Origin of the sequence: Brucella pseudogrignonensis, assembly GCF_002252525.1 — a bacterium.
Classification (GTDB): domain Bacteria; phylum Pseudomonadota; class Alphaproteobacteria; order Rhizobiales; family Rhizobiaceae; genus Brucella; species Brucella pseudogrignonensis.
In genome coordinates this window covers 17,882-40,510 of record NZ_NNRM01000035.1, presented here as the reverse complement: position 1 = coordinate 40,510, position 22,629 = coordinate 17,882, and the positions used below count along the sequence as shown (strand labels likewise).

Here is a 22,629-nt window from a genome sequence, read left to right as displayed (position 1 = left end):
GTCTCCCACTTTGCTTGGTGAGGAGACACAACCCGTATCGGGGTGCAATCATGCCAACATCTAAATTTAGTTCAATAGGCAATTTGTATTGCGAAGGAAAGAACCTCGGTTCTGTTAGCTACAGTATTTCCATACTCACGGAAGGCGAGAAGACGTTTACAAAGGGCGTCTTGTGGGCAAGCATGGATATACTCCGGCAGGCTTATCTAGGAGATCTTGTTCAATTATCATCGGAAAAAGGTAACGGTTTGCTGAACGTGGACGTAAAGAACGTCGGCACACATGGAAATGCTGACTTCATTATAGTTGGAAAGCAGACGTTTTAGGACGTTGCATACCAGTACTTAATAGACGTAGGAACCGAGCACCCACGCGACCAATCCGATGTCGATGCATATGATGAGAAACGCGATCAGATACACACTCAATTTACGATCCAAAGATTTTTGGGCTGACATTTTATCCTCGCCAGATTGATCACGTGTCATTGAGACGATGCCAGCCCGGTAAGCTCCTCGTGAAACAGGCCTCTCGATGCTTACTCGAAGTCGCCATGTTCAGCTCGACGTCAGGAAACGCGGATTATCAGCCATGGGCCAACCTCAATCGGAGCCGCTTTCGAGGAGGCCATCGCAAGACCAAGGATTTTGCAGTGACTTGCGGGGCCGTATAGCCACCCTCATTCTCCCAGGCTTCCAGTTCTCTTTGATTGGATTGTGATAGCCGTTGGGCGCGGATTGCCAAAAGCATATCCAGCATCTGCACAGGATCATGGCTTCCGTCGCTGAAAATTTCACAAAGGTGTTTGGCAGCTTCCAGGCGAGTCTCTGGTTTTTCGCAACCCTCCAGCGAATATCCGGAACGTTGCAGGAAAGCACGAAGCGAAGGGAAATCTTCTGGGCCAAAGTAGGATAGACGTGAAGCGGAAGACATCGCGTGTCCTCCTTCATTTTGGGGCAGGAGATTATTCTCTCCCAACGACAGCGCCCGTTTCAACTGCTGTGCATAAAAAACAGTGCGCCTTTTCGACCTAAAGCGCAAGTAGACATTCGGGGGCGGCCCAAGCAAGGATATCTTCACATTTTTGCCAACAGTTTCCACTGACCCGGAAAACGGCGATGCCCTATTGGTCGAACGGGGGGATCGCACCTCCTGAACTGATCCGCGATCCCTTCGAAGCGCCGCCGAACGAACTCGCGGAAGCAAGAGTTCCCAGGTAGGTAGAATTCGTGCAAGCTATTCAGATAAGAGTGGTATAATCCATTTCAACGCGCAATAAGGCGCGTTCGATCGTTGAAGATCGGATTTCATCATGAAAAATGCCCAATGGATAAATTCCGCTTTTGGCGGAGCGATAGTTGGTGCGATTGCAACAATGGCTGTTGGCTTTACCTTCGGCGGCTGGGTCACGGGAGGGACGTCAGAACGTCTTATCGCGTCCAATATGTCTGACGGTGTGGCACTCGCGCTTACACCATACTGCCTGGAAAAATCGAAGAAAGATCCCGAGGCCGTAAAGGTGATGGCCGAATACAAAGCCGCACCGGCCTATTCGCGCCGCACGCTTATCGAAAAATCCGGCTGGGCCACGCCGTTGGGAGCGGAACAACCGAATGCTGCGCTCGCCACAGCATGTAGCAATGCGCTTGCTAAAGCGCTTTAGCGCGAATGCAAGCGTGCATTAACAGGAGGCTGAAATAAAAAAGGAGCGTTCATCCACATCGTCTGAACACAATCAACCTGTACGTCCGCGCCATGAAGAGGATCAGGCTGCCAGTAAAGGCGACCTTAAAAATGCTCATCGGCAGATGAGTGAACCCTCCCGGGATTGGACCAGGCTTGCAAACATCTTGCGACGTGCGTGCGGTGGATTTTCCCGCTCGCGCACGGGACGTCATGGACCGAGAGGTGGTAAACCCGATGAGAAATGATACAACCGCGCTCGAACGGAAGGTTCTGGCTCACGAACAGATACTTCAGGTCCTTATCGGCCATCTGGCTGAGACTGAGCCCAAGTTTCTGGATCGATTGAAGGCAGTGTTTACCCGTCATCATAATCTTGGAGTAAATGAGCAGGACTATTTTGACACAGCTCAATATGCAGAGCAATTCATTCGTGAAATTGAGAAAATGCAGGAATACAAGGCAACAAGATAATCCTCGTTGGCTCATTGGAATCTAAGAAAAATTCGAAGGCAACTACTATCGCCTTTCAATCACTGCTGGAAGCATTATCGCGCTTAAATCTTGGACTTGCTTATCGCGCTCCGCACACGACGCTTGAACCGGGCTATTCGGCGACATAAACGGATAGTCAATTAAAGGCTCCACTCCAAGAGCGCAGAGCCCAGTTTCGTCGAACAGAGCACATTGCCAACCCAAAAATGCGGAGTGTTGGTTGGTGGCCAGTATTCGAATAAAAAACGTGTGCCGACTGCCAATCGAACCAAGCGGCTCCTTTTTATCTGCCATCCTCAAACAGGATGAGAACACCATCGTTTATGGTTCTTCTATTAAACCTGACAGCCTCATAGAAACGCCCGGGAGCACTTCGGCTCACCATCAATTGCTCCGGCAAACGATAAGACAGGGAATGTAATGATTGTAAACGTTGGAGCCGCAAGGCGCGAATGGGCAGATACGGCTACGATTTATAACTAAGCACTCAAAGAATCTCATACAGAAGCTACATCTGATGGAGGGCTGCAGATCACTTTCGTAGCATGCGCCATTCATGGGCGAGAGCGTGGTTCATCCCATTATCGATATACCGTCATCCTTACATCAAGCGAGTTGGCGATCCTAAATGCACAAACTAAACTTGATTGAGCGAGACTGTGAGCCTCGAAGGAGCCGGCCACTAATTGGTATAAACGTTAAACGCTGGACTGATAGAAGGCTCAGTTCTTGCCGCATCGTTCCTGACTGGCTATCAGCGCATCGCCCACTGGCAGGGCTCAAACGTTCTTATCCTTTCACGGTACTAGCAAGGGTTGTCTGCCTTGCGCTGTCTGATGCCAAATTTAGATGCGCTCTTCAACCGGAAAGAGCAGGGCGGCAATCTCTCAACTAACGGGATAATAACTAGGAAAAGAAGCTTACGGCGCGAACACGCCTGGCTCGTTGGTTGCGGCCGGCGTTGACAGGCAGCCGATGTAATTAACGTGCCCAATTTCCATGGCCGGAGTTGTCTCGCTGAGCTCGATACCGAATTGAAATACGCTGTATTCGACCCCGGGACGACAATTTCTTGACATCTTTGCGCGACGGGTCCATCGAGTTCCAGCTTCACGCCCGTCAATAGAGGGCTTGCTTCTTAGCGCATTAGTGAGTCGAAATCCCTATAGGGTTGCAGAACTAAGTATATTTGGTAAGAATATCCAGCAGCGAGGAGTACTGAATATGTTTAGAATGCCAATGTATGCCATCGGAGTGGTTCTCTTTGCAGTTTCTGGCTTCAGCCAACTTGCGGCTGCTGCTGATCCTTGCGCCGGTGTCGTTCAAAGCCTCACGAAACAGAAAAAGGCCGAATATGCCACGCTTATCGCCAAGAGCCTGGATAAGAAGGTGAAGCCCACGAGCATTGAAATTGATACGGCTCTTCGTTCTGGAACCTGGACCGTCATATACGCATCGACGCCTATTGCTGACCCAGGCTATTTTTTCTTCGACAGTTCCTCCGGGGCACCAGTGTTCAAGGACGTTTGGGGTGGTATGCCTGATGACGGAGATGGGCCTGTTTTGATTAAATGGGCGCGTAAATTGGGGGCCAACAAGGAAATCTCGTCTTGCTTTTCTCACGTCGTGATGAGTAACTGATGCTTTGATCCGGTCCGGTCTGAGGTGCGTTGAGTTGTGCGCTTCCGATTAAGTAACCGATAGGTCGCGATCGCGTCTGCGGACTGTAAGGTGCGGATTCCGAGTCTTGTTGGCGTATTTGCGTCTAAAAAGTTTTGGCTACAGTAAGTCACTGTAGATTGCTGTTATCCAGATCGCGTCAAGCAAGAGCCATAACACACCCAACCACATGATTGTACGGCTGTTATCGGTTCTCATAGCCACAAGCGCGATGAGTAGTCCTGCGGCAATCCGTGCCAGATACCACGGTCCAAGCTGCTCGAAGTGTTCTCTACCTTTGATATAGGTGTCCATCAGATCGAACACGAAGGAAGCGGCAAACAGCGCAAAGAAAGCATGTCGCCTGCGCAAAAAGAAACTTTCCCGTTCTGACAATTCCTGAATGTGGTCGGGATAAAGCAGCGTTGACATCAAAAAGAACAATGATGTGTAGATCAGAACAAAAATGTATATCCAGAAATGCCAGTTCTGGATCTCGCGAAGTGCAAACTCCCACCACCAGAAATGAATAGCCCCAAGCAGCAAGGCAATCGACCAGACAATCTGCGCATGCATGCGATCGGTTCTCACCGGCTCTTGGAGTCTTCTGGAAAGGCCGGAAAGGACGCGAGTGATGGAAAGGCCGAGAATGAGGCTCACCAATATCCGCAGATGTCCGTACGCGTCCATTTCAAGGCTCCGTGATCGTTCGATTGTCCGCTGCACCTTATGCTTAAAGCGGCTGGCTATTCAACACGCGTGGACGTCGTGAGGCCGTTCGCCAGCGATTTAGCTCAGTACTGTGCGGGCGACGACCCTGACCTCGTTCATACTTCGATATTTGCCAGTGGTTCAGTGAGTGTATTGATCAGTGCTCTCAGACCTGACGATACGTGGCGACGCCCCGAGTGATACAGACACAGCCCCGGAAATGCGGGGCACCAGTCTTCCAGAACCCGCTTTAGGCGACCGTCTTCCAGCGCATCTGCCGCAAGGTGATCGGGCACGAACGCGATGCCGATCCCGTCGATTGCGGCTTCAACCATTAGCGGTTGGTCACTCAATGTGAGAGGACCGGAAACGTTGATCCGTTCGACAGCGCCCAAATGTTCAAATTCCCATCGGAAAATTGCTCCACTTTCAAACCGGAAGCGGATGCAATCGTGGCGGTATAAATCCCGCGGTAAGACTGGATGTCCTCGACGCTCGAAGTACTCTGGGGATGCAACAGCCGCAAAGCGCACCTCTCCCATTATCGGGATGGCCACCATGTCTTTCGGCACTGCCTCCGCCAATCGGATCCCGGCATCGAAGCCATCAGCGACGATATCGCTGAGCCTACCATCGCTGACTATGTCGAGATGGACCTGAGGATACTCTCGCAGGAAGCGTGCGAGCACCGGCCGCAATACCATCCGGATAGCCCCTTCGCTGGCATTGATCCGTACGGTTCCACTCGGGACCGGATCATTTCCCTCCAGATCCTTAACGGCTTCCTCAATTGAAGCCACCGCAGGGCGCAGTTTTGCGGCAAAGCGCTCTCCTGCCTCCGTCAACGAGACGCTGCGAGTCGTTCGGTTGAACAGGCGGACGTTCAACCGCTCTTCGAGAACCTTGATCGAATGGCTGATCGCCGAAGGCGTCATGTTGAGTTCCTGAGCGGCGCTCCGAAAACTGCGATGGGTCGCGACCGCTAAGAATGCGGCGAAGGCCGCCAGATCGTTGCCCTTAGATTGGTGAATTGCTTTCATCATCACGGCAAGAATTGCTCAGATTGTTTCGGTAGTCAACGCGTCATAAAGTGGGACGGGGCGGGTTACCGGATGGTTTCTCGCAAGGGTCAGGCCGCCAACCCCACCAGTGGCCCGCGAAGAGAGGAGAAATTAATGAAGATGAAAGCTGTTGTGATGACCGGGGCGAACCGCCCCTGGGAAGTTCAAGAGGTTCCCGTACCCAAGGCAGAGCCAGGACTAGTCGTTGTGAAAGTTCACGCATCCGGCATGTGCTATACGGACGTCTGGGCGACCCAGGGCGCAGGCGGTGACATCTATCCGCAAACCCCCGGTCACGAGGTGGTCGGCGAGATTGTTGAGGTCGGTGCGGGCGTTCATACACGCAAGGTGGGAGACCGGGTCGGCACCACCTGGGTGCAGTCCTCTTGCGGCCGATGCTCGTACTGCCGCCAGAACCGACCATTGACCGGCCAGACGGCCATGAACTGCGATTCACCCAGAACGACCGGTTTCGCGACGCAAGGCGGGCACGCAGAGTACATCGCGATCTCGGTCGAAGGTACTGTGTTGTTGCCCGATTGGCTCGACTATACGGATGCCGCACCTATGATGTGCGCGGGCTATACCACCTGGAGCGGTCTGCGCGATGCGGAGCCGAAGCCCGGTGACAGGATCGCGGTGCTGGGCATCGGCGGGTTGGGCCACGTCGCACTACAATTCTCCAAAGCATTGGGATTCGAGACCATCGCGATCACGCATTCACCGGACAAGCACAAGCTGGCCACCGATCTCGGCGCTGACATCGTCGTCGCCGATGGCAAGGAGCTGCTGGATGCCGGAGGTGCGGACGTTCTTCTGGTTACGACAAATGACTTCGACACCGCCGAAAAGGCGATCGGGGGAGTAAGGCCCGACGGGCGCATCGTCCTTTGCGGACTAGACTTCAGTAAGCCGTTCTCTATCCCGTCCGACGGCAAGCCGTTCCACATGATGCGTCAACGGGTGATTGGTTCCACGCATGGGGGACAGCACTATCTAGCCGAAATTCTTGACCTTGCCGCGAAGGGGAAGGTCAAGCCAATTGTCGAAACCTTCTCGCTGGACCAGGCAACGGAGGCTTATGATCGGCTTTCTTCCGGCAAAATGCGGTTCCGTGGTGTGTTTCTACCCTCCCATGGATAATAATCTCGTGTTTATAGGAGTTCTGGCGATCCCGTATCGCCGGAATTTCTTTCGTTCAAGAACGGAGCGATGCGTTTTGGCGGATGAGATCTTTAGCGCGGTGGCTGCGTCGCGTTCCGTCATGTCGTCAATCGTTCTGGCACGTTCCAATATGGAGTATGCGACCACTCTGCTGCTGGCAGACGTGGCGGAAAGCTCAGAAAGGCTTAAAGTTGGATGGGACTGTTCCTCTTCGAGCAGGAAGTGCTGCAAAAACTCTTTTCCTTGTTACGTCCATGGAATTACGCTCGGATTTTCGACTTTGCGAATTCTGGGATAATACTCCTCAGCCACAGGAAGTGAGGAACAGTGGGTGGCCAGTTCGAACCCCTTCAAGAGCTTAGCTAAACACAGTTGGTTTGCAGTGGCCCCGAAGCAGTCATCCAGTACCGCCCCTTTGACCAGGCCACTCTCACGTCGCCATGTGCCGATCCCATATCTGCATCAGTGCTGTCACAGCTTCGTTGATATCGCCGCCATCAGCACCGTCCCGCGCTTCAAATGCAATTCCCATCAGGAAGGTATGAAATAGGTTCGCTAGCCCCCGAATATTCGTGGTGCTGACAAGCTCTCCCGCATCGACCGCACGCCTGATGCAGGTTTCGATGCCTCCACGATTTCGTCCGGTCGGCTGCGAGCACATCATCTACGTGACGATTGTCGGGCGCACAGTTGCTGGCACCCAGGATCATCAAGCATCCTGGCGGGTGCGTCTTATCGGAATGCATCTTTGCTGAAAGCCTCAGAGCGGTCTCGATAGCTTCGCGCGGTGGCCTTCGATCGCGCTCGTCTTGATCGCTTCGTCGCTCAAGAGTTCGATGCGCAACCGGTCGCGGTCGTCGGGACCGATGTGACGCACAGCGCCGATGACTTCGCCGGAGGAGAGCAGAAATCTCTGTTCCAGTGCCGCGAGTGCAGACGCGTCATAGCGAAAATGCGGCCAATCAGGCTGTTTCCAATTCCAGGGCATGAGCGATAACATCCATTTCTATCACTCTCAGTATCATATATTATGAGTAATAGAAGCCCCCCTATTGCTCACCACCCTACTTGCGGAGAAGCTGTTGCGCGTCAGCACCGCGCGTAGTCATTGGCGTAGCATTCCTACAGGTTCTACAGCGGAAATTGCGCTTATCCTGGACTAAAGCCTGAGATGGGCGTTAAAGGAACTGGCAGATTTCGGCTCTATTGCTGCCGTTCAAGCCCAGAAGAATTCATTCCTGACTGGCACACGAGATTTTTCAATCTCTCGATCGGTTTCTAATCCGCTATTCGTCGGCTTTGATTTGCGCATGTGATATGAGCGCAAAAATAAAAGTACCTCCAAAGACATTTCCGAAAAGGGTAGGGATACAAAATTGCATAATGGCGTCAGGGATAGAGACCTCGCCCATCAGGAGAAGGAAGATTACTTCGATCGAACCTACAATTATATGAGTAAAATCTCCAATTGCGATCAAATATGTTATAAGAAAGATTATCGCGATGTGGGATACCTTGGTGCTGTGCAACATCCATACGAGAGTAGCGATGAGCCATCCTGATATTATGGCCTTACCAAACATTTCGGCTACTGAGTTTTCCATGAGGTGATGCCCCATCGCAACAAAGGCGCGAAGCGTGTCGTCCGAAAAAATAGGGAGTATCGCAAAGGCTGACGCTGCTATTCCCCCTCCAATCAGATTTCCTGTCAAAACAATGCCCCAAAGCCTGCCAACCCGCCATAAATTTCGGGCACTAGGCCGATCCATAAAGGGTAGAACGGGAGTAATCGTGTTTTCGGTAAAAAGCTGTTGATTGGCAATAATTACGATAATAAAGCCGACAGTATAACCTGCGGAGCTAATCAGAAATGAGATTTCTGAAGCTGGCAGATTGGCCTCAAGGATACCTCTCGCCATCATAGAAAAGCTCATCGATATACCCGCTGCTATCGCGGACCAGAGGAGTGCAAGCACTTCGCGTCCGAGTTCTTTTTCACCATGTCTGCGGATTAATTCGTGTATCGCAGCAGATTTTGATGGAAGAGTTTCTTTTAGCGTTTCAGCCGTTTGCTCAGTACTGGTTTTCTCGACCATGGGATATCCTATAAAGGAGCAATTTTTTTCGTATTACTGCGATTGGTAAAGCTTTTTGGCGACAATTCGTAATGCTCCAGGCAAGTGAAAACTCTGACAAGTTAACTCGTCGTTTCACCATTGCCAAAGCGGTATTCAAATCAATTTTCACGAGCGTCCCGCTCATCGTTCGAAAATGATTATAATAATGATTGGTTCCACGTTGTTACTAATGTAGGAGGTCTTATTAGACTTATCAGAAAACCGTTGATTTGAGCGCGATACTTTTCGCGCATCTCCGATTGAGATTTGTTCTTAGAGGCACTTAACATCGAGTTAAAGATTTTCATTCGCCAGGTCCCAACATCATTACGCTGAGCCTGAAATGCAATCTACGAGATGCTGGAGGTTGTAGAATAACTCCTCTTTAGTGGAATTAGAGATCTTAATTCTATCAATGCCGATCGCTCGCGTACAAGCACGAAAACCCGCTGTGGAAGTGCACAGTTAGGCTCTCTTATCTCATCGCATAACGAAGAACGAATAGTCACGGATCGGGATCGGGTTGACGATCATCGCGCGCACCTCCGAGTTGCGGCTCGCATCATATTAAGAGTTTCGGCTAGTTAAGCTGCTATCTGAGGTCTGCGAGGAAGTTGGCAGCCTGGCGCCTGGTCTCGTCACGGATCTCATCGCTCATTCTCGACCACGTTGCGTAAGGCTGCGCCAAACGGCGATTGGATTTAAGCCTGTCCTGGTTGCGGTCCAGAAAATCCCAGTAAAGGGCATTGAACGGGCAGGCGTCGTTTCCAACCCTCTGCTTAGGATTGAAGCTGCTGTTGCCGCAATAGTCTGACATCCGATTGATGTATTTGCCGCTTGCCGCATAGGGCTTTGTACCGAGAAACCCTCCATCGGCGAATTGGCTCATTCAAATGACATTAGGAAGCTCCACCCATTCGTAGGCATCTGCGTAGACCTCAAGATACCAATGGTGAATCTGCTTTGGATCAATGCCTGCCAGTAAGGCGAAGTTATCCGTGATCATCAGACGCTGAATGTGGTGGGCGTAGGCGTGTTTGATGGTTTCTGTGATAACCTTCGAAAGGCAATTCATTTCAGTCTCGCCGGACCAGTAAAAGGCGGGCAGCGCAAGGGTGTTGCCGATGAAGTTGCTTTCGACATAGTCGGGGCCCGCAAGCCAGTAGATGCCACGCATATATTCCCGCCAGCCGATAATTTGGCGAATGAAGCCCTCGACAGCGTTCAGCGGTGCGCTCCCCTCTCGATACGCCCGCTCAGCCGTGCGGCAGACTTCGATTCCATTGAGGAATCCGATGTTGATGTAAAACGACAGCAGCGAATGGTTGAGCCAGGGGTCGTACTGCAACATGGCATCCTGCGTCTCGCCAAAGTTGGGAAGAAAATCAGACATGAACCCGTCGAGCACCTTAATGGCGTCGGACCGGGTGACAGCAAACCCAAAGTTTTCCAGTTTACCGAAGTTGTCGGAAAAGAGCTTTCCAACTAAGTCCACAATCTCCATCGTAATCGCATCCGGCGGCAACTGAATGTGCTTCGGTCTGAGGAGATCTGGTTCTGCTGGCTTACGGTTCTCGGAATCAAAATTCCATCGGCCACCAACTGGCTTATCGCCCTGCATCAACAACCCGGTTTTTCGGCGCATCTCGCGATAGAAAACTCCATCGTCAACGACTTTCGTCCCTCTGCCCAATGCCTAAACTCGCGGTGAGAGCAGATAAAGCGGTGATCTGGCCGCAAATCTATTTGGAGATTGAGAGTTTTAGACCAACTTCTAATTTCCCTGAGAACACGCCACTCGCCGGGCTGCGTAACGCAAAGAGATTCCGGACGAAGCTCACGATGCGCGCGTTTAATCTCGCCGCTGAACGAACCAGTATTGTCAGGATCATTGATCCTGATGTAGCGGACATTGTAACCATCTTTGTTGATTGCCGCTGAGAAGTGACCCGGTCGGGGTGCGGACAAAAACTTGGACTATCAGGGAGGTAGTTCATGTATTCCTACGAAGACCGGATGCGAGCAGTTGCGCTTTACATCAAGCTGGGCAAGCGCCCGAAAGCGACTATTCGCCAATTGGGTTATCCAAGCAAGAATGCTTTGAAGGGCTGGTGCCGGGAATATGAGCACCATCTTGAACTGCGTTTAGGATTTGCACCCCGAGCGCCTAAGTTCACACAGGCGCAGAAGGAAGTGGCTGTTGAGCACTACCGCACGCATGGTCGTTGTGTTTCTGCAACGATGCGTGCTTTGGGCTATCCCGGTCGTGCAACGTTGACAGCATGGGTTCGTGAGGCGTTCCCTGAAGCTCAAAAATCTACAGTTGGTAGGGCTGCTCCTCCACGGTATCCAGAGACGTTGAAGAAGACTGGCGTCGTCGGACTTTATAATCGGCAAGAAAGTGCGCAGTCCCTGGCTGAAAAGCTCGGCGTATGCAGACCGACACTGTATAACTGGAAAAACCAGTTACTTGGTCCGGAGGCTCCTGCAATCATGAAACGTAAGAACAACTCGCCGCCAGTGCCAGAGCGAGAAGAATTAGAACGTCAGCTCGCAACACTGCAGCACGATATTCAGAAACTGCAGCTTGAGCACGACCTTTTGAAGAAAGCGAATGAAATTCTAAAAAAAGATCTGGGCGTCGATCTGCAACTCCTGAGTAATCGGGAGAAAACGCTGTTGGTTGACGCCCTAAAAGATCTTTATCAACTCTCCGATCTGCTTGCTCAGTTGCGACTGGCGCGCAGTTCATATTTTTATCATCGAGCCCGTATGAGGGTGATCGACAAGTACCTCACTATACGTCAGAACATCACCGAAATCTTCGAAGCCAACCGTCGATGCTATGGCTACCGCAGGCTACAGGCGTCATTGGCCAAACAATGCGTTACAATCTCGGAGAAGGTTGTGCAGCGCTTGATGAAGCAGGAGAACCTGATCGTTGCCACGCCAAAGCGGCGTCGATACCGCTCTTGTCTTGGAGAAATCAGTCCGGCACCCGAGAACCTTATTAATCGCGACTTCCAGGCCTCAGCCCCAAACGAGAAATGGCTGACCGATATCACGGAGTTCCATATCCCGGCTGGCAAAGTGTATCTCTCACCCATCATCGACTGTTTCGATGGTTTGGTTATCAGCTGGTCTATCGGAACGAGACCAGATGCGGAATTGGTCAATATGATGCTTGATGCCGCCATAGAAACTGTGACCGGCGCAGATAAGCGGCCAATAGTGCATTCTGATCGGGGTGCACACTATCGCTGGCCGGGTTGGCTATCGAGGATTAGTGATGCGAAGCTGGTGCGCTCAATGTCCCGCAAGGCGTGCTCCCCAGATAACGCCGCATGCGAAGGTTTCTTTGGCAGGCTAAAAACGGAGTTCTTTTATCCCAGCGATTGGAGGAACACCACACTCGAGCATTTTATCAATGAAGTTGATGGCTACATTCGGTGGTACAACGAGAAACGGATCAAGATATCGCTTGGCGCACGAAGCCCAATCGAATATCGAAACTGTCTTGGCATTGTGACGTAAAACCAGTCCAAGTTTTTATCCGCACCCCCACCGGGTCACTTCTCAGCGGCAATCAACAGATAGACCCATGGTGAGAACGCGGAGACGTCTTTACGGCTGGATTTGGGAGGGATATTGGCCCAGATTTTGAGGTCTGCTGCTGTCTTGCGGATTGCGTCGGTATCGTAAGCCTTGTCCGCAAGCAGCGTGCCGCCTTCTTTAACGCACGCCATGAGACCTTGAGCCTGCGAGCAGTCAGCAACCTGACCACCCGTCAGGCAAAGATTGATCGGACGGCCTTCTGCATCAACAATTGCGTGGATTTTGCATGTGAGGCCGCCCCGGGAACGTCCCATGCAACCATCGTCGGCATCCCCTTTTTTCCTGTTGCTCCGTGCTGGTGAACACGAACACAGGTGCTGTCGATCATAACGATATCACCGTCATAGGCCTGAGAGACGGCCTCCAGCAATCGATCCCAGACACCAGCACGCCGCCAACGAACGAACCGGTTGTAGCAGGTCGTTGCAACACCATAGCGCTCAGGGATTTCGGACCATGATGACCCGGTGCGAAACCGCCACAGAATACCATTGAGCACCATGCGATCATCAACGCGGGGCACGCCGCGCGGTTTGCATGGCAACAGTGGCGCAATAATCGACCATTCCCGTTCTGTCAGTTCATAGCGACGACGTGACATCAAATACCTCGTGTTACGAGGCGTTTGAATCACTAATCCATCCAAATAGCTAGCCTATTTATGAGTGTATGACCTAGTATCTCCGCAGTTCACGATAGGACATCGAATAGTGCACTTTGAAATCGACCGCCATGCGCTAACGCCACAATCAAGGTCTGCATATTTTCATTTGATAACTCAACAGATGTAAGAAATTTGCGACACGACCACCTTTGCTCATTCTTACTCGCGATAGATTTCGGCAAGGTCACCAAGACCCCAATTGCCGCCTGTCAAGATTGCACAGACATTCTCGTCCTTTTGAACCTTTATAGATCCAGCAAGGAGAGCGCCAATTCCAATCGACGCAGCGGGTTCGGCAATGAGTTTTGCGTCAGTCGCCAATGCCCGCATTCCTGCGATAATATGTTTATCTTCAACGAGAACGATTTCATCGACATATTTCTCTATAATAGGATAAGGATTGCGCCCGGGCACACTGATCCTCAGACCGTCGGCGATGGTCTCGTTGAGAGGAAGTGAGGTGGGTTCACCGTTCTTTCGGCTCCAATAATATTTGGGCGTCAGAGCGGGCTCTGCGCCGATAACACGAACGGAGGGGTTAATTTCCTTAATTGCCGTCGCCACACCCGAAATCAGACCGCCACCGCCGAGAGGAACAATCACGGTGTTGACTTCCTTCAGGTCATCGAGAATTTCACATCCAATTGTACCTTGGCCTGCCATAACCATCGGATCTTCAAAACCGTGTACCACAGCGTAGTTATTTGTTTCTGCAATCCGATAGACCTCCTTCCATCTGGTGGCGTTGTCACCATCAAACAGAATGACTTCTGCTCCCAAAGCACGTGTGTTCTCAATCTTGATTTTTGGAGTAGTAACGGGAAGCACAAGTACAACTTTGACACCCATCATTCGTGCCGCGTATGATAATCCCTGCGCATGATTTCCAGAAGACGAAGAAATAATCCCACTAGCTATTTTCTCGGATGGAAGCGCTAGAACCGCGTTAAGAGCGCCGCGTATCTTGAATGCGCCCGTCACTTGCAGGGTTTCTGGCTTCAGATAAAGATTACAAGCGACTTTGGCTTCAATTTTGCCAGCGCGTAAAAGGGGTGTATGCCACACGTATGGCTTAATCCGCTTCTGCGCTTCTCGAATGTTTTCAATTGTAGGATAGTTTAGCATTTACCACCGTTTGCATTCGCTTTGCTTTGATGTTCGAAACTGTGCGCCCCAGGCTGGAAACGGCTAGTCTTCAAAGAAGGAAAATGTGGTGCCTACATTCTGGCGGAGGGCACTCTGATAGATCGCATTCGCTGTTGTGTTATCCTGAGCAGCCATCCCAGTTGAATCGAAGAGAGTTATCTCTTTGGCATTCTCTCGACCAGCTTTGGTTCCGATCAAAATCTCACCAATTTCAGCGTGAATATTACTTATTGAGATCGTACCCCGTTTAAGTGCGTGCCAAGTTTCACCTTTTTGCGAGCACTGACGTGTCGAATCCGTAACGATTTTAGCATTTCGAAATATCTCAGGCTCTAGTTCCTGCTTCCCCGGAGCATCTGTTCCAATTGCAACAATATGTGTCCCTAGCTTTATCCATTCGGCTTCTACAAGTGAGCCTTTGCCGCGCGTAGTGGTGATCAGAATATCTGCCTGTTCTACAGCATCTCGCTTAGACGCTGCCATTACGACAGGAATCTTAAATTCACTTTCGATGTCAGCCTTGTATCTCGATAGTGTTTCCGGGTTAGAATGCCACGCATGGATCTCCTCAATTCTCATCACTTCTCGAATTGATCTAATTTGCATGCGTGCCTGATTACCAATCCCAATCGAAGTTACTTTTTTTGCGTCTTTCCGCCCCAATAATCTAACCGAAATCGCACCGGCCGCTCCGGTTCTTAGACCTGTTATCAGACTGCCATCCATAACACACACCAATGCGCAACTCTGTGCGTCGAATAGAAGAATAGTGCCCATACCGTTGGGGACACCGTGTAGAGAAGGATTGTCAATGAAACCACCCGATGACGCTTTCATTGATATCATTTCGGATGATTTTAAGTAGCCAAGCTTAAAATCAATTTCTCCACGGGGGGCAGGTAGATGAATACCGATGTAGTCTGGCTGTTCGACTTGACCGCTGCTGAACGCACGATATGCATCCTCAACGGCAGCGATGACCGACGACAGAGAAATGAGGTTTCTGACTTCGTTCTTTGTCAACAGCAGCGTCTTCAAACCAGTCTCCTTCAGGCGCATATTTCTCTGGCAAATGGCATCGCCAAAGCAAGTATCGCAATAACTGGAAAGCATAAAATGCTGAATCGATCCAAACGACGCAACGAATGGCCGAAATGACATGAAGGATGAATTCAGGGACGGAACTGTGGCCAGGACGCTATTTTTCCGGTAGCCATATAGAAGGATATATGAGTGAGCACCTCAAAGACGGTGAAGTCCGACGCCATTATGGCATCGGGCTTCTCTCTAGCGTTGTGAGTGGATGGATCAGGCCGAGCGCTCACTGGCATTCGGACGCCATTTGATCAGCCGCGTTTCAACGACATCAAGAATACTGTCGATGATCAAAACGAAGACTGCCAAAATCAGGATACCGGCAAATACACCGACGGCATCAAAGTTACCTTCAGCCTGGGCGATCAGATAGCCAAGCCCTGCTGAAGAGCCAAGATATTCGCCGATAATTGCGCCAACCACTGCAAAGCCGACTGACGTGCGCAAAGAGGACAAAATCCAACTCGCCGCTGCCGGAAAATATACATGACGCAGGAGATCAGAGCGTTTGGCCCCAAGAATACGCGCATTCGAAAGCACGACAGGATTGACTTCGCGCACACCCTGCATTGCGTTGAAGAACGTCACGAAGAACACCAGTGTGACGGCGAGTGCGACCTTGGACCAGAGGCCAAGACCCAACCAAAGCACAAAGATTGGCGCAAGAACGACGCGTGGAATAGCGTTCAGGCACTTGATGAAGGGATCAAGGATACGTGCAGAGCTACGGCTGAGGCCCAGCCAGACACCTGCAGCAACGCCGAGAGCTGTTCCGATCAGGTAGCCGAGAACGGTTTCCGTCAAAGTGATCGATACATGGCGATAGAAACTTGTGTCGGTTATCCACTCGACTACCTGATTGAAAATATTAAGAGGTGCCGGGAAGAAAAACACGTCGATAAAACCCAGTGATGTACCAAGCTGCCAGCCACCGACAATAGCGACTAGCAAGCCAACTTGGATAAGACGCTCAGTCATGGCGTTCATAGCTTTTCTCCACTTCGCCGCGCAGCGACGCCCAAATATTGCGGTAAAGATCCATAAAACGCGGATCGAGCTTAATTTCCGCGACATCGCGCGGGCGGTCGAGATCGACTGGAAAGCTGTCGATTACGCGGCTGCGGGGGCCAGCAGCCAAAACGACGACGCGGTCGCCGAGTGCTATGGCTTCTTCGAGATCATGCGTAATCATAACAACCGCACGGCGCTCTTCCTGCCAGAGCCGCAAAAGCTCGTTTTGCATGAGGTGACGCGTATGGATGTCGAGAGCGGAAAAAGGCTCATCCATGAGGATGACTTTTGGGCCTGTGATCAGTGCCTGTGCCATTTGAACGCGCTTACGCTGTCCGCCGGAAAGCTGATGTGGATAACGGTGTTCAAAACCTTTCAAGCCTACCTTGGCCAGCCAGTTGAGCGCGCTCTTGCGTCGTTCAGAAGCATTTACACCTTTAAACATCGGACCAAGCTCGACGTTTTCCAGCGCTGTTTTCCAAGGCAAAAGCGCATCCTGCTGAAACAGATATCCGATGTCGTTGTGAACACCAGTGACAGCCTTGCCGTCAATCGAAACTTTGCCATGCGAGGGTTTCAACAATCCTGCTATGGCATTAAGAATAGTGCTTTTCCCACAGCCCGTCGGGCCGACGATGGCGAGAAACTCGCCATCTGCAACGGTCAGATTGACATTTTCGACGGCAACGAAATTACCGAACGACATGGTCACGGCATCAATTGAAACCATTGCTTTCGGGCTGGGACTTGCTGCGACTTCCGGCGCAGATTTGACGACGGCCAATGACATTACCTCCTCCTTTAATTCGTAGTCGCGTGCGGAGCTTTTTCTACGAAGCTGTTCGTGTATGTTTTTGAGAGATCGATATCGGTTGCCGCAACTTTCTTGTTGAAGCTGTTTAGAACGACGAGTGGGGTTTTAATATCCTCTTCATTGAACTTACCATCAGCAGAGAAAATCGCTTTGGCATTCTGAACAGCTTGAATATACGTCTCGCGATCACCCGAGATGAACTCTTTCGGTAGCTTTTCGACAATCTGTTCTGCCGAATGAGTGTTCATCCATTCTAGTGCTTTGACCGTGGCGTTGGTGACTTTTTGAACGGTTTCAGGATTCTTATCGATGTAATTTTGTGTGGCATAAAGGACCGATGTCGGATAGATGCCGCCATAGATTTCCTTGGCACCATCGTCGCTGCGACCATCAATGAGGATCTTGCCAACGCCTTTGGCTTCGATAAATGTCGCCGCTGGATCGTAATTGACCAGAAGATCGATCTTGCCTTGTTCAAGGGCTGCAACAGCTGCTGAACCAGAACCAACGCCAATCAGGGCAACATCATCAGCAGACAGATTGTGGCGTTGCAGATAGTAGCGGACGAAAAAGTCTGATGAAGAACCAGGTGCCGTAATGCCGATTTTGGCACCCTTAATAGTTTCCGGTTTTGCTGGATCGAATGTTGAATTGTTCCCACCAGCAAGAACAAGCCCGGAGTTGCGTGCTAGTACAACGAAGCCGACCACTGCCTTGTTCTGTGACTGCATCTGAATGGTATGGTCGTAGAAACCAACGGCAATATCTGTCGATCCGGCAACGAGTGCCTGCAACGTCTTTGAGCCGCCGGAAGCAAAGTTTTCGACCGTGACGTCTAATCCTTCTTTCTCATAAAGGCCCAGTCCCTGCGCGACAGGAAATGGTAAATTATTGAGATTGTAAGACCCGACGCTAATGCGGACCGGTTCAGCAAATGCTGTTCCAGCAAAAGCTACCGTTGCTGCCAGGGCGAGCATAAATTTACGCATTACTTTTCCTCCGATTATAAGTGGTGCCCTCCCGGCATCCACTGGAATTATGCCGCTCAGGCGGCTTTTCTGACAGGCTTAGCAAACACATGCCCATCAAAAAGACGACGGGCCGTGCGCAGGATTCCGGCAATCACTTTTCCTTCTCGCTCCTGGAGTTTGACGTCGAGATGACCGCTGGGATGTTCGATCGACAGCACGAGCGGTGGTGTGCGAAGACCGATTAGTTTTGAGGCGACCGTATCGGCGGTTATGCAGGCTGTTGCAATGCCAACCGCGCCAGTGGTGGCAAGTGACGGATGACATTCATGTGGCATGAAATAGCGTACATTGATATCGCCACCGTTTTTGGTCGTGCTGATCAGTACTGGTTTGGGTGTTACGTGATTGGTGACATCGCCCATGCCCATACGTCTGCCAGCTTCGATCCGTACCCGTTCCAGCCTCGTAAGGAGCGCCGTGTTGGCATTGAGCTCGGCGGCGGTCTCGTAACCACTGACACCGATATCCTTCGCTTCAATGAGAACCATAGGCATTGCGCAGTCGATGCACGTTACGGCTACGTCTTCAATTATTTCATGCGGTGCACCGGTTGGAAATAATTTGCCGGTTCTTGCCCCTGCAGCGTCCATGAAAGTGAGTGCAATCGGAGCTGCTTTTCCGGGTACACCATCAATGCTGGCATCGCCCAGATATGAGACTTTTCCATCAGGTGTAGGCACTTCGGCTTCTATGAGTTTGCCGGTATTGACGTTATGAATGCGAACAAGCGTCGTTGCACCCTGTGCTTTCATCAATCCCGCTTCAATTGCGAAGGGGCCGACGGCTGCAAGCATGTTACCGCAATTCGGTGCGGTATCGACCAGCTGCTGATCAATACGAACCTGTGCGAAAAGATAGTCAATATCTGCTCCTGGGATGCTGGATGGACCAATGATTGCAACTTTACTGGTCACAGGGTTTCCGCCGCCGATACCGTCGATTTGAAGCGGATGGCCCGACCCCATGATCGAAAGCAGAATATGATCACGCTCATTGCAATCCGTTGGAAGATCGGATGCCAGAAAGAATGGTCCTTTCGATGTGCCGCCTCGCATCAATACACAGGGGATAGAGATCAGATCGTTCATGCTTGCGCTTTCGCCTCCACTCATGTGTAGTGGGTATCAATGAGTCTGTTTGTTGCACTTTCCGGCAAACTGATTGATATGTAAAATGCGAATGTTCGGAGTATTGATGCAAAATGAGCATTAATTGCGAGATTTTAGACCTGAGAGCATTTCTTTCCATCGTCGAACTGGAAAGTTTCCATAGGGCAGCGGATACGCTGAACATGTCCCAGCCAGCACTGAGCAGACGCATCCAGAAGTTGGAATTGGCAATCGGTGCGCCATTGCTGGAGCGCACCACTCGACATGTTTCACTTACAGCGCTTGGTACGGAACTATTGCCTTTGGTGCGGCGCATGCTGGAGGAGTTTGACAGCTCACTTTTTGCGGTTCGTGATCCTGCCGTTCAGCGCGGGGGCCTTGTGACAATCGCTTGTCTACCAACAGCAGCATTCTATTTTCTGCCGAAAGTTATAAAGCAGTTCAATATCGAGTATCCGAACATCCGATTCAGAATTCTGGATCTGCCGGCGACGGACGGATTGCAGGCTGTTGCTCGCGGTGAGGTAGAGTTTGGCATCAATATAATGGGAACAGCCGATCCCGACCTGATCTTTGATCGGCTTGTCGAGGACCCCTTCGTTCTTGCTGCCAGCAAAGACCATCCTCTGGTCGAAAAATCCGAAGTCGGTTGGGACGACTTAGCACCTTATCATTTGATCACAGTCCATCGCTCAAGCGGCAATCGAACATTGCTCGATGGGGCTTTGGCGAAATCCAATATCAAACTTCGCTGGTTTTATGAAGTAACCCACTTGTCCACATCTCTTGGTTTGGTCGAGGCCGGCTTGGGTATATCCGTACTACCACAAATGGCAACGCCACAAGGAGAGCACCCACTGCTGATTACGAGGCCTATTCGCAACCCAGAGATTTCCAGAACCATCGGCGTTGTGCGTCGCAGGGGTGGAACATTGTCCCCTGCAGCTGAGCGCTTTCTCAAGATGTTGATCGGCACCTGGGGGAGTTTCTGAGGAGCTTCCCGGCAAGGAGTTACGACGATAGCCATTGCGGCCATTCTTCGCCATACAACCTATTATCACGGGGGCGATACCCGAGTGTTTCAACAGTCATCATAGAGGTCGGGAGATTGGCCCTGTGGGGGCATACAGCTTGATTAATCCCGCAAGCTTATGTGAAGCGTCAAAACATGGGAAGGATGCGGGAGCAATCTGCGAACCATTTTCAGTTGCGAATTGCTTTTTGCGTATCCCGTCGGACATTTCAATGCTGGCAATTGGAGCTGACGCTGATTGAACCGCTTTGAAGCCTATTATGTGTTTGGGTATCCGTTTGATGAATCGATGATCCTGCTCAGGGATATACCCTAGATACATGACCCAGGGGATTAAAATCACTTAGCCCACAAAGCTATTCGCACCAACAAATCCGACGACAATAAGGGCGACGGTTAACGTTAATCTGGCGATGGGGATCAAGCAGTCAATAACAAGGTGACTACGGCAATGGCCGCAAGCAAGATCACACCCCAATAGTATTCCCTACGCAGGATCCGAAAAGTCACTAAGCAAGTAACAAGAATGGCGAGGGCAATGGGAATTATGATAAGAATGATATCTACGGGTGATAGGTGCACCATGTTAGTCGCTCTCCGTGTCCGCCAAAACTGCGTCAGAGCAACGTCGCGGCGGGCGATAGTCGAGACCTCTGACACCATTTGTTGCAGCCGAGACGGTATTATTGCTTCGTCAGTGCTTCAAAAGAACCGCAACGGTCTGCAACCGTCATTCCAGTTCCCTGTGCAATGGCTTCCATCGAAACGCTAGAGTTGCCGTCGAAGCTATTTCCCTTTGCACCCTCCGCTTCGTACTCGTCACCTTCCGTGGTGCTAGCAGGTGTGGGCAGAATGTTTACCATATTCTGATAAGCTTTGATCGTATCGCCGTTGAGGTGGCCCTGCTCAACGCAATATTTGATCAGGCCGAGCTGGTTTCTCGAGCTGTTGTTGCGTTTCATCCGCAGAAGCAACCGATGCCACGATCATGAGCGATACAGTTGCTGCCGAGTAAAGTGCTAGGTGACAGTTTTTCATCGTATTTCCATTCTATGGCGATTATTCGCCGGCCTTGTTTTTCGCCATCATGCGGCCAAGCGTTACTTGCGATTTGTACTGCTCACAAACTGCTTTCACATCGACATCGTTTGCCGCAGCAAGGTCTTCGAGGGACTGCTCGTCACCCTGAAGATAGGAAATGCCTTCACGACCCTTTTGGACATGAAGCTCGGCTTCAGGCGAAGGGGCAACTTCGCCAAAAATTGCGACTGTTCCAACGTGGAAAAACTCTTCGGAATCGGACTCAAGAAACCCGTGTGCGATGCAATATGCGACAATGCCCTGATCATTTTGGCGTTCCAAATAGGCTTCGTCGGCGCTGGTTTGAGATAAGGCCGATATGGAAGATAACAATAGAATTGTTAAAGTAGAAATTGCACGAGATAGGGTAGTACGCGCCAATTCAGATCACCTAAGATTGATTTATATTTATATTACCGGCTCAATTACACTTAATAGTGCCAAGTCACGAGCCTCAACATCATCGACATTGGTATAAGGCTTCCAATTTATAGTCAAAACACCAGCAATCATGTTTACACCATCTTTGTAATTGCTCGATGGTGCGCTCGTTTCATCATAGTGGATGACGATCGTTTTAAGTCCGTCTTTGAGCGCGGCTCTCCCAATTTCAGTTGCTGTGATTGCTCCAATTGCCTGAAGTATCGGGTCAATTATTGGCTTACGCAGATAGTCATCGTCTGCATATGAATCTGCAAGGCCAGGTAAGGCTAAGCTTTTGCTATCGAGATTGATGGTAACCGGAAATCCGGCAAGATCCTGAATTTCTAACTCGTATTTCGGCCAGATATCCGTTGAATAGGCCGCAATGGCGCGACGCTCAGCAAGACCTAAGTTTTGGGCAAGCGCTGCAACAGGTGCAGACGAACAGAAAATGCCAACCAATGCCACACAAAACAGTTTCTTCAAGATATACTCTTTTCGCGGTTTATTCGTAAGTTTTGGATATTTTCGGCCAAATAATGCGCGAGTTGTTATCATTCTGGGGTTTGTTTGGAACCATCCAATTGCAGTTAGTGGCTCAGACCAATTCTTCTCCTAAAACTCGTTTAAGGCAGTCAGAATTTTGCGATTCCGTGAGGTGTTGCTTATAAAAAATTGCGATAATTGTAAAATTGGTCTGGTATGATCGGCTTTATTG

20 protein-coding genes and 4 pseudogenes are annotated in these 22,629 nt (G+C 50.7%); 6 read left to right on the top strand and 18 right to left on the bottom strand.

What is annotated here, in order from left to right; genetic code table 11:
* The first annotated feature begins 1,312 nt into the window (after nucleotides 1–1,312).
* The 3 genes from CEV34_RS14900 (at nucleotide 1,313) to CEV34_RS14885 (ending at nucleotide 3,819) form a co-directional block, all read left to right on the top strand.
* Nucleotides 1,313–1,663 carry a hypothetical protein gene (locus CEV34_RS14900; RefSeq protein ID WP_007881804.1) on the top strand — a complete coding sequence of 117 codons (351 nt, stop codon included), beginning with the start codon at nucleotides 1,313–1,315 and terminating at the stop codon, nucleotides 1,661–1,663.
* Nucleotides 1,664–1,920: 257 nt separating this feature from the next.
* On the top strand, nucleotides 1,921–2,157 hold the full coding sequence (locus tag CEV34_RS14890; RefSeq protein ID WP_094543862.1) for a hypothetical protein: 237 nt from the start codon (nucleotides 1,921–1,923) through the stop codon (nucleotides 2,155–2,157).
* Between the two features lie 1,245 nt (nucleotides 2,158–3,402).
* Nucleotides 3,403–3,819 (top strand): hypothetical protein, encoded by a 417-nt coding sequence (locus tag CEV34_RS14885; protein WP_039861311.1) that lies wholly within the window; start codon nucleotides 3,403–3,405, stop codon nucleotides 3,817–3,819.
* A 138-nt stretch (nucleotides 3,820–3,957) separates the two neighbouring features.
* Here the strand turns inward: CEV34_RS14885 and CEV34_RS14880 are convergent, their stop codons facing one another.
* A complete protein-coding gene (locus CEV34_RS14880; protein ID WP_235819074.1) occupies nucleotides 3,958–4,497 on the bottom strand; it encodes a hypothetical protein in 540 nt (179 codons plus the stop codon).
* Between the two features lie 167 nt (nucleotides 4,498–4,664).
* Nucleotides 4,665–5,591 (bottom strand): LysR family transcriptional regulator, encoded by a 927-nt coding sequence (locus CEV34_RS14875; RefSeq protein ID WP_007881816.1) that lies wholly within the window; start codon nucleotides 5,589–5,591, stop codon nucleotides 4,665–4,667.
* A gap of 132 nt (nucleotides 5,592–5,723) precedes the next feature.
* Between CEV34_RS14875 and CEV34_RS14870 the strand changes: the two genes are divergently transcribed.
* Nucleotides 5,724–6,752 carry an alcohol dehydrogenase catalytic domain-containing protein gene (locus CEV34_RS14870; RefSeq protein WP_235819073.1) on the top strand — a complete coding sequence of 343 codons (1,029 nt, stop codon included), beginning with the start codon at nucleotides 5,724–5,726 and terminating at the stop codon, nucleotides 6,750–6,752.
* Nucleotides 6,753–7,203: 451 nt separating this feature from the next.
* On the opposite strand, the gene CEV34_RS14865 is transcribed toward CEV34_RS14870, so the two are convergent.
* From CEV34_RS14865 to CEV34_RS14850, 5 genes and pseudogenes are all read right to left on the bottom strand, one after another.
* Entirely contained in the window at nucleotides 7,204–7,437 is a 234-nt protein-coding gene (locus tag CEV34_RS14865) for a hypothetical protein (protein WP_143853395.1), read from the bottom strand.
* A 126-nt stretch (nucleotides 7,438–7,563) separates the two neighbouring features.
* A pseudogene (locus CEV34_RS14860) lies at nucleotides 7,564–7,761 on the bottom strand (DUF4172 domain-containing protein); the annotation flags it as partial.
* Between the two features lie 298 nt (nucleotides 7,762–8,059).
* Nucleotides 8,060–8,869, bottom strand: a complete 810-nt coding sequence (locus CEV34_RS14855; RefSeq protein ID WP_094543860.1) for a formate/nitrite transporter family protein — start codon at nucleotides 8,867–8,869, stop codon at nucleotides 8,060–8,062.
* Between the two features lie 613 nt (nucleotides 8,870–9,482).
* On the bottom strand, nucleotides 9,483–9,779 hold the full coding sequence (locus tag CEV34_RS27340; protein ID WP_235819071.1) for a hypothetical protein: 297 nt from the start codon (nucleotides 9,777–9,779) through the stop codon (nucleotides 9,483–9,485).
* A pseudogene (locus CEV34_RS14850) lies at nucleotides 9,780–10,858 on the bottom strand (cryptochrome/photolyase family protein).
* Between the two features lie 27 nt (nucleotides 10,859–10,885).
* Between CEV34_RS14850 and CEV34_RS14845 the strand changes: the two are divergent.
* Nucleotides 10,886–12,424 (top strand): IS3 family transposase, encoded by a 1,539-nt coding sequence (locus tag CEV34_RS14845; protein ID WP_094543859.1) that lies wholly within the window; start codon nucleotides 10,886–10,888, stop codon nucleotides 12,422–12,424.
* A 59-nt stretch (nucleotides 12,425–12,483) separates the two neighbouring features.
* Here CEV34_RS14845 and CEV34_RS14840 read toward each other — a convergent pair.
* The 7 genes and pseudogenes from CEV34_RS14840 to CEV34_RS14810 form a co-directional block, all read right to left on the bottom strand.
* Nucleotides 12,484–13,106, bottom strand: a pseudogene (locus CEV34_RS14840) (IS5 family transposase); the annotation flags it as partial.
* A gap of 222 nt (nucleotides 13,107–13,328) precedes the next feature.
* Entirely contained in the window at nucleotides 13,329–14,294 is a 966-nt protein-coding gene (locus tag CEV34_RS14835) for a threonine/serine dehydratase (protein WP_007881826.1), read from the bottom strand.
* Nucleotides 14,295–14,357: 63 nt separating this feature from the next.
* Nucleotides 14,358–15,353, bottom strand: coding sequence for an ornithine cyclodeaminase family protein (locus tag CEV34_RS14830; protein WP_094543895.1), 996 nt, complete (start codon nucleotides 15,351–15,353; stop codon nucleotides 14,358–14,360).
* Between the two features lie 270 nt (nucleotides 15,354–15,623).
* Nucleotides 15,624–16,397 (bottom strand): ABC transporter permease, encoded by a 774-nt coding sequence (locus CEV34_RS14825; protein WP_007881828.1) that lies wholly within the window; start codon nucleotides 16,395–16,397, stop codon nucleotides 15,624–15,626.
* Nucleotides 16,381–17,211, bottom strand: a complete 831-nt coding sequence (locus CEV34_RS14820) for an ABC transporter ATP-binding protein (protein ID WP_007881829.1) — start codon at nucleotides 17,209–17,211, stop codon at nucleotides 16,381–16,383. Before CEV34_RS14820 ends, CEV34_RS14825 begins: the two co-directional genes overlap by 17 nt.
* Before the next feature lie 11 nt (nucleotides 17,212–17,222).
* Nucleotides 17,223–18,224: an ABC transporter substrate-binding protein gene (locus tag CEV34_RS14815; RefSeq protein WP_007881830.1), complete on the bottom strand. Its 1,002-nt coding sequence runs from the start codon at nucleotides 18,222–18,224 to the stop codon at nucleotides 17,223–17,225.
* 56 nt (nucleotides 18,225–18,280) lie between these two features.
* Complete coding sequence (locus tag CEV34_RS14810) at nucleotides 18,281–19,354, bottom strand: 4-oxalomesaconate tautomerase (protein ID WP_007881832.1); 1,074 nt, start codon at nucleotides 19,352–19,354, stop codon at nucleotides 18,281–18,283.
* Between the two features lie 113 nt (nucleotides 19,355–19,467).
* Here CEV34_RS14810 and CEV34_RS14805 point away from each other — a divergent pair, with 113 nt between their 5' ends.
* Complete coding sequence (locus CEV34_RS14805) at nucleotides 19,468–20,367, top strand: LysR family transcriptional regulator (protein WP_007881835.1); 900 nt, start codon at nucleotides 19,468–19,470, stop codon at nucleotides 20,365–20,367.
* A gap of 201 nt (nucleotides 20,368–20,568) precedes the next feature.
* Here CEV34_RS14805 and CEV34_RS27335 read toward each other — a convergent pair.
* From CEV34_RS27335 to CEV34_RS14790, 4 genes and pseudogenes are all read right to left on the bottom strand, one after another.
* A pseudogene (locus tag CEV34_RS27335) lies at nucleotides 20,569–20,751 on the bottom strand (IS6 family transposase); the annotation flags it as partial.
* Between the two features lie 340 nt (nucleotides 20,752–21,091).
* Nucleotides 21,092–21,370 carry a hypothetical protein gene (locus tag CEV34_RS14800; RefSeq protein ID WP_143853393.1) on the bottom strand — a complete coding sequence of 93 codons (279 nt, stop codon included), beginning with the start codon at nucleotides 21,368–21,370 and terminating at the stop codon, nucleotides 21,092–21,094.
* Nucleotides 21,371–21,467: 97 nt separating this feature from the next.
* A complete protein-coding gene (locus CEV34_RS14795) occupies nucleotides 21,468–21,869 on the bottom strand; it encodes a hypothetical protein (protein ID WP_235819070.1) in 402 nt (133 codons plus the stop codon).
* A 27-nt stretch (nucleotides 21,870–21,896) separates the two neighbouring features.
* Complete coding sequence (locus tag CEV34_RS14790; RefSeq protein ID WP_235819069.1) at nucleotides 21,897–22,397, bottom strand: hypothetical protein; 501 nt, start codon at nucleotides 22,395–22,397, stop codon at nucleotides 21,897–21,899.
* Nucleotides 22,398–22,629: the final 232 nt, after the last annotated feature.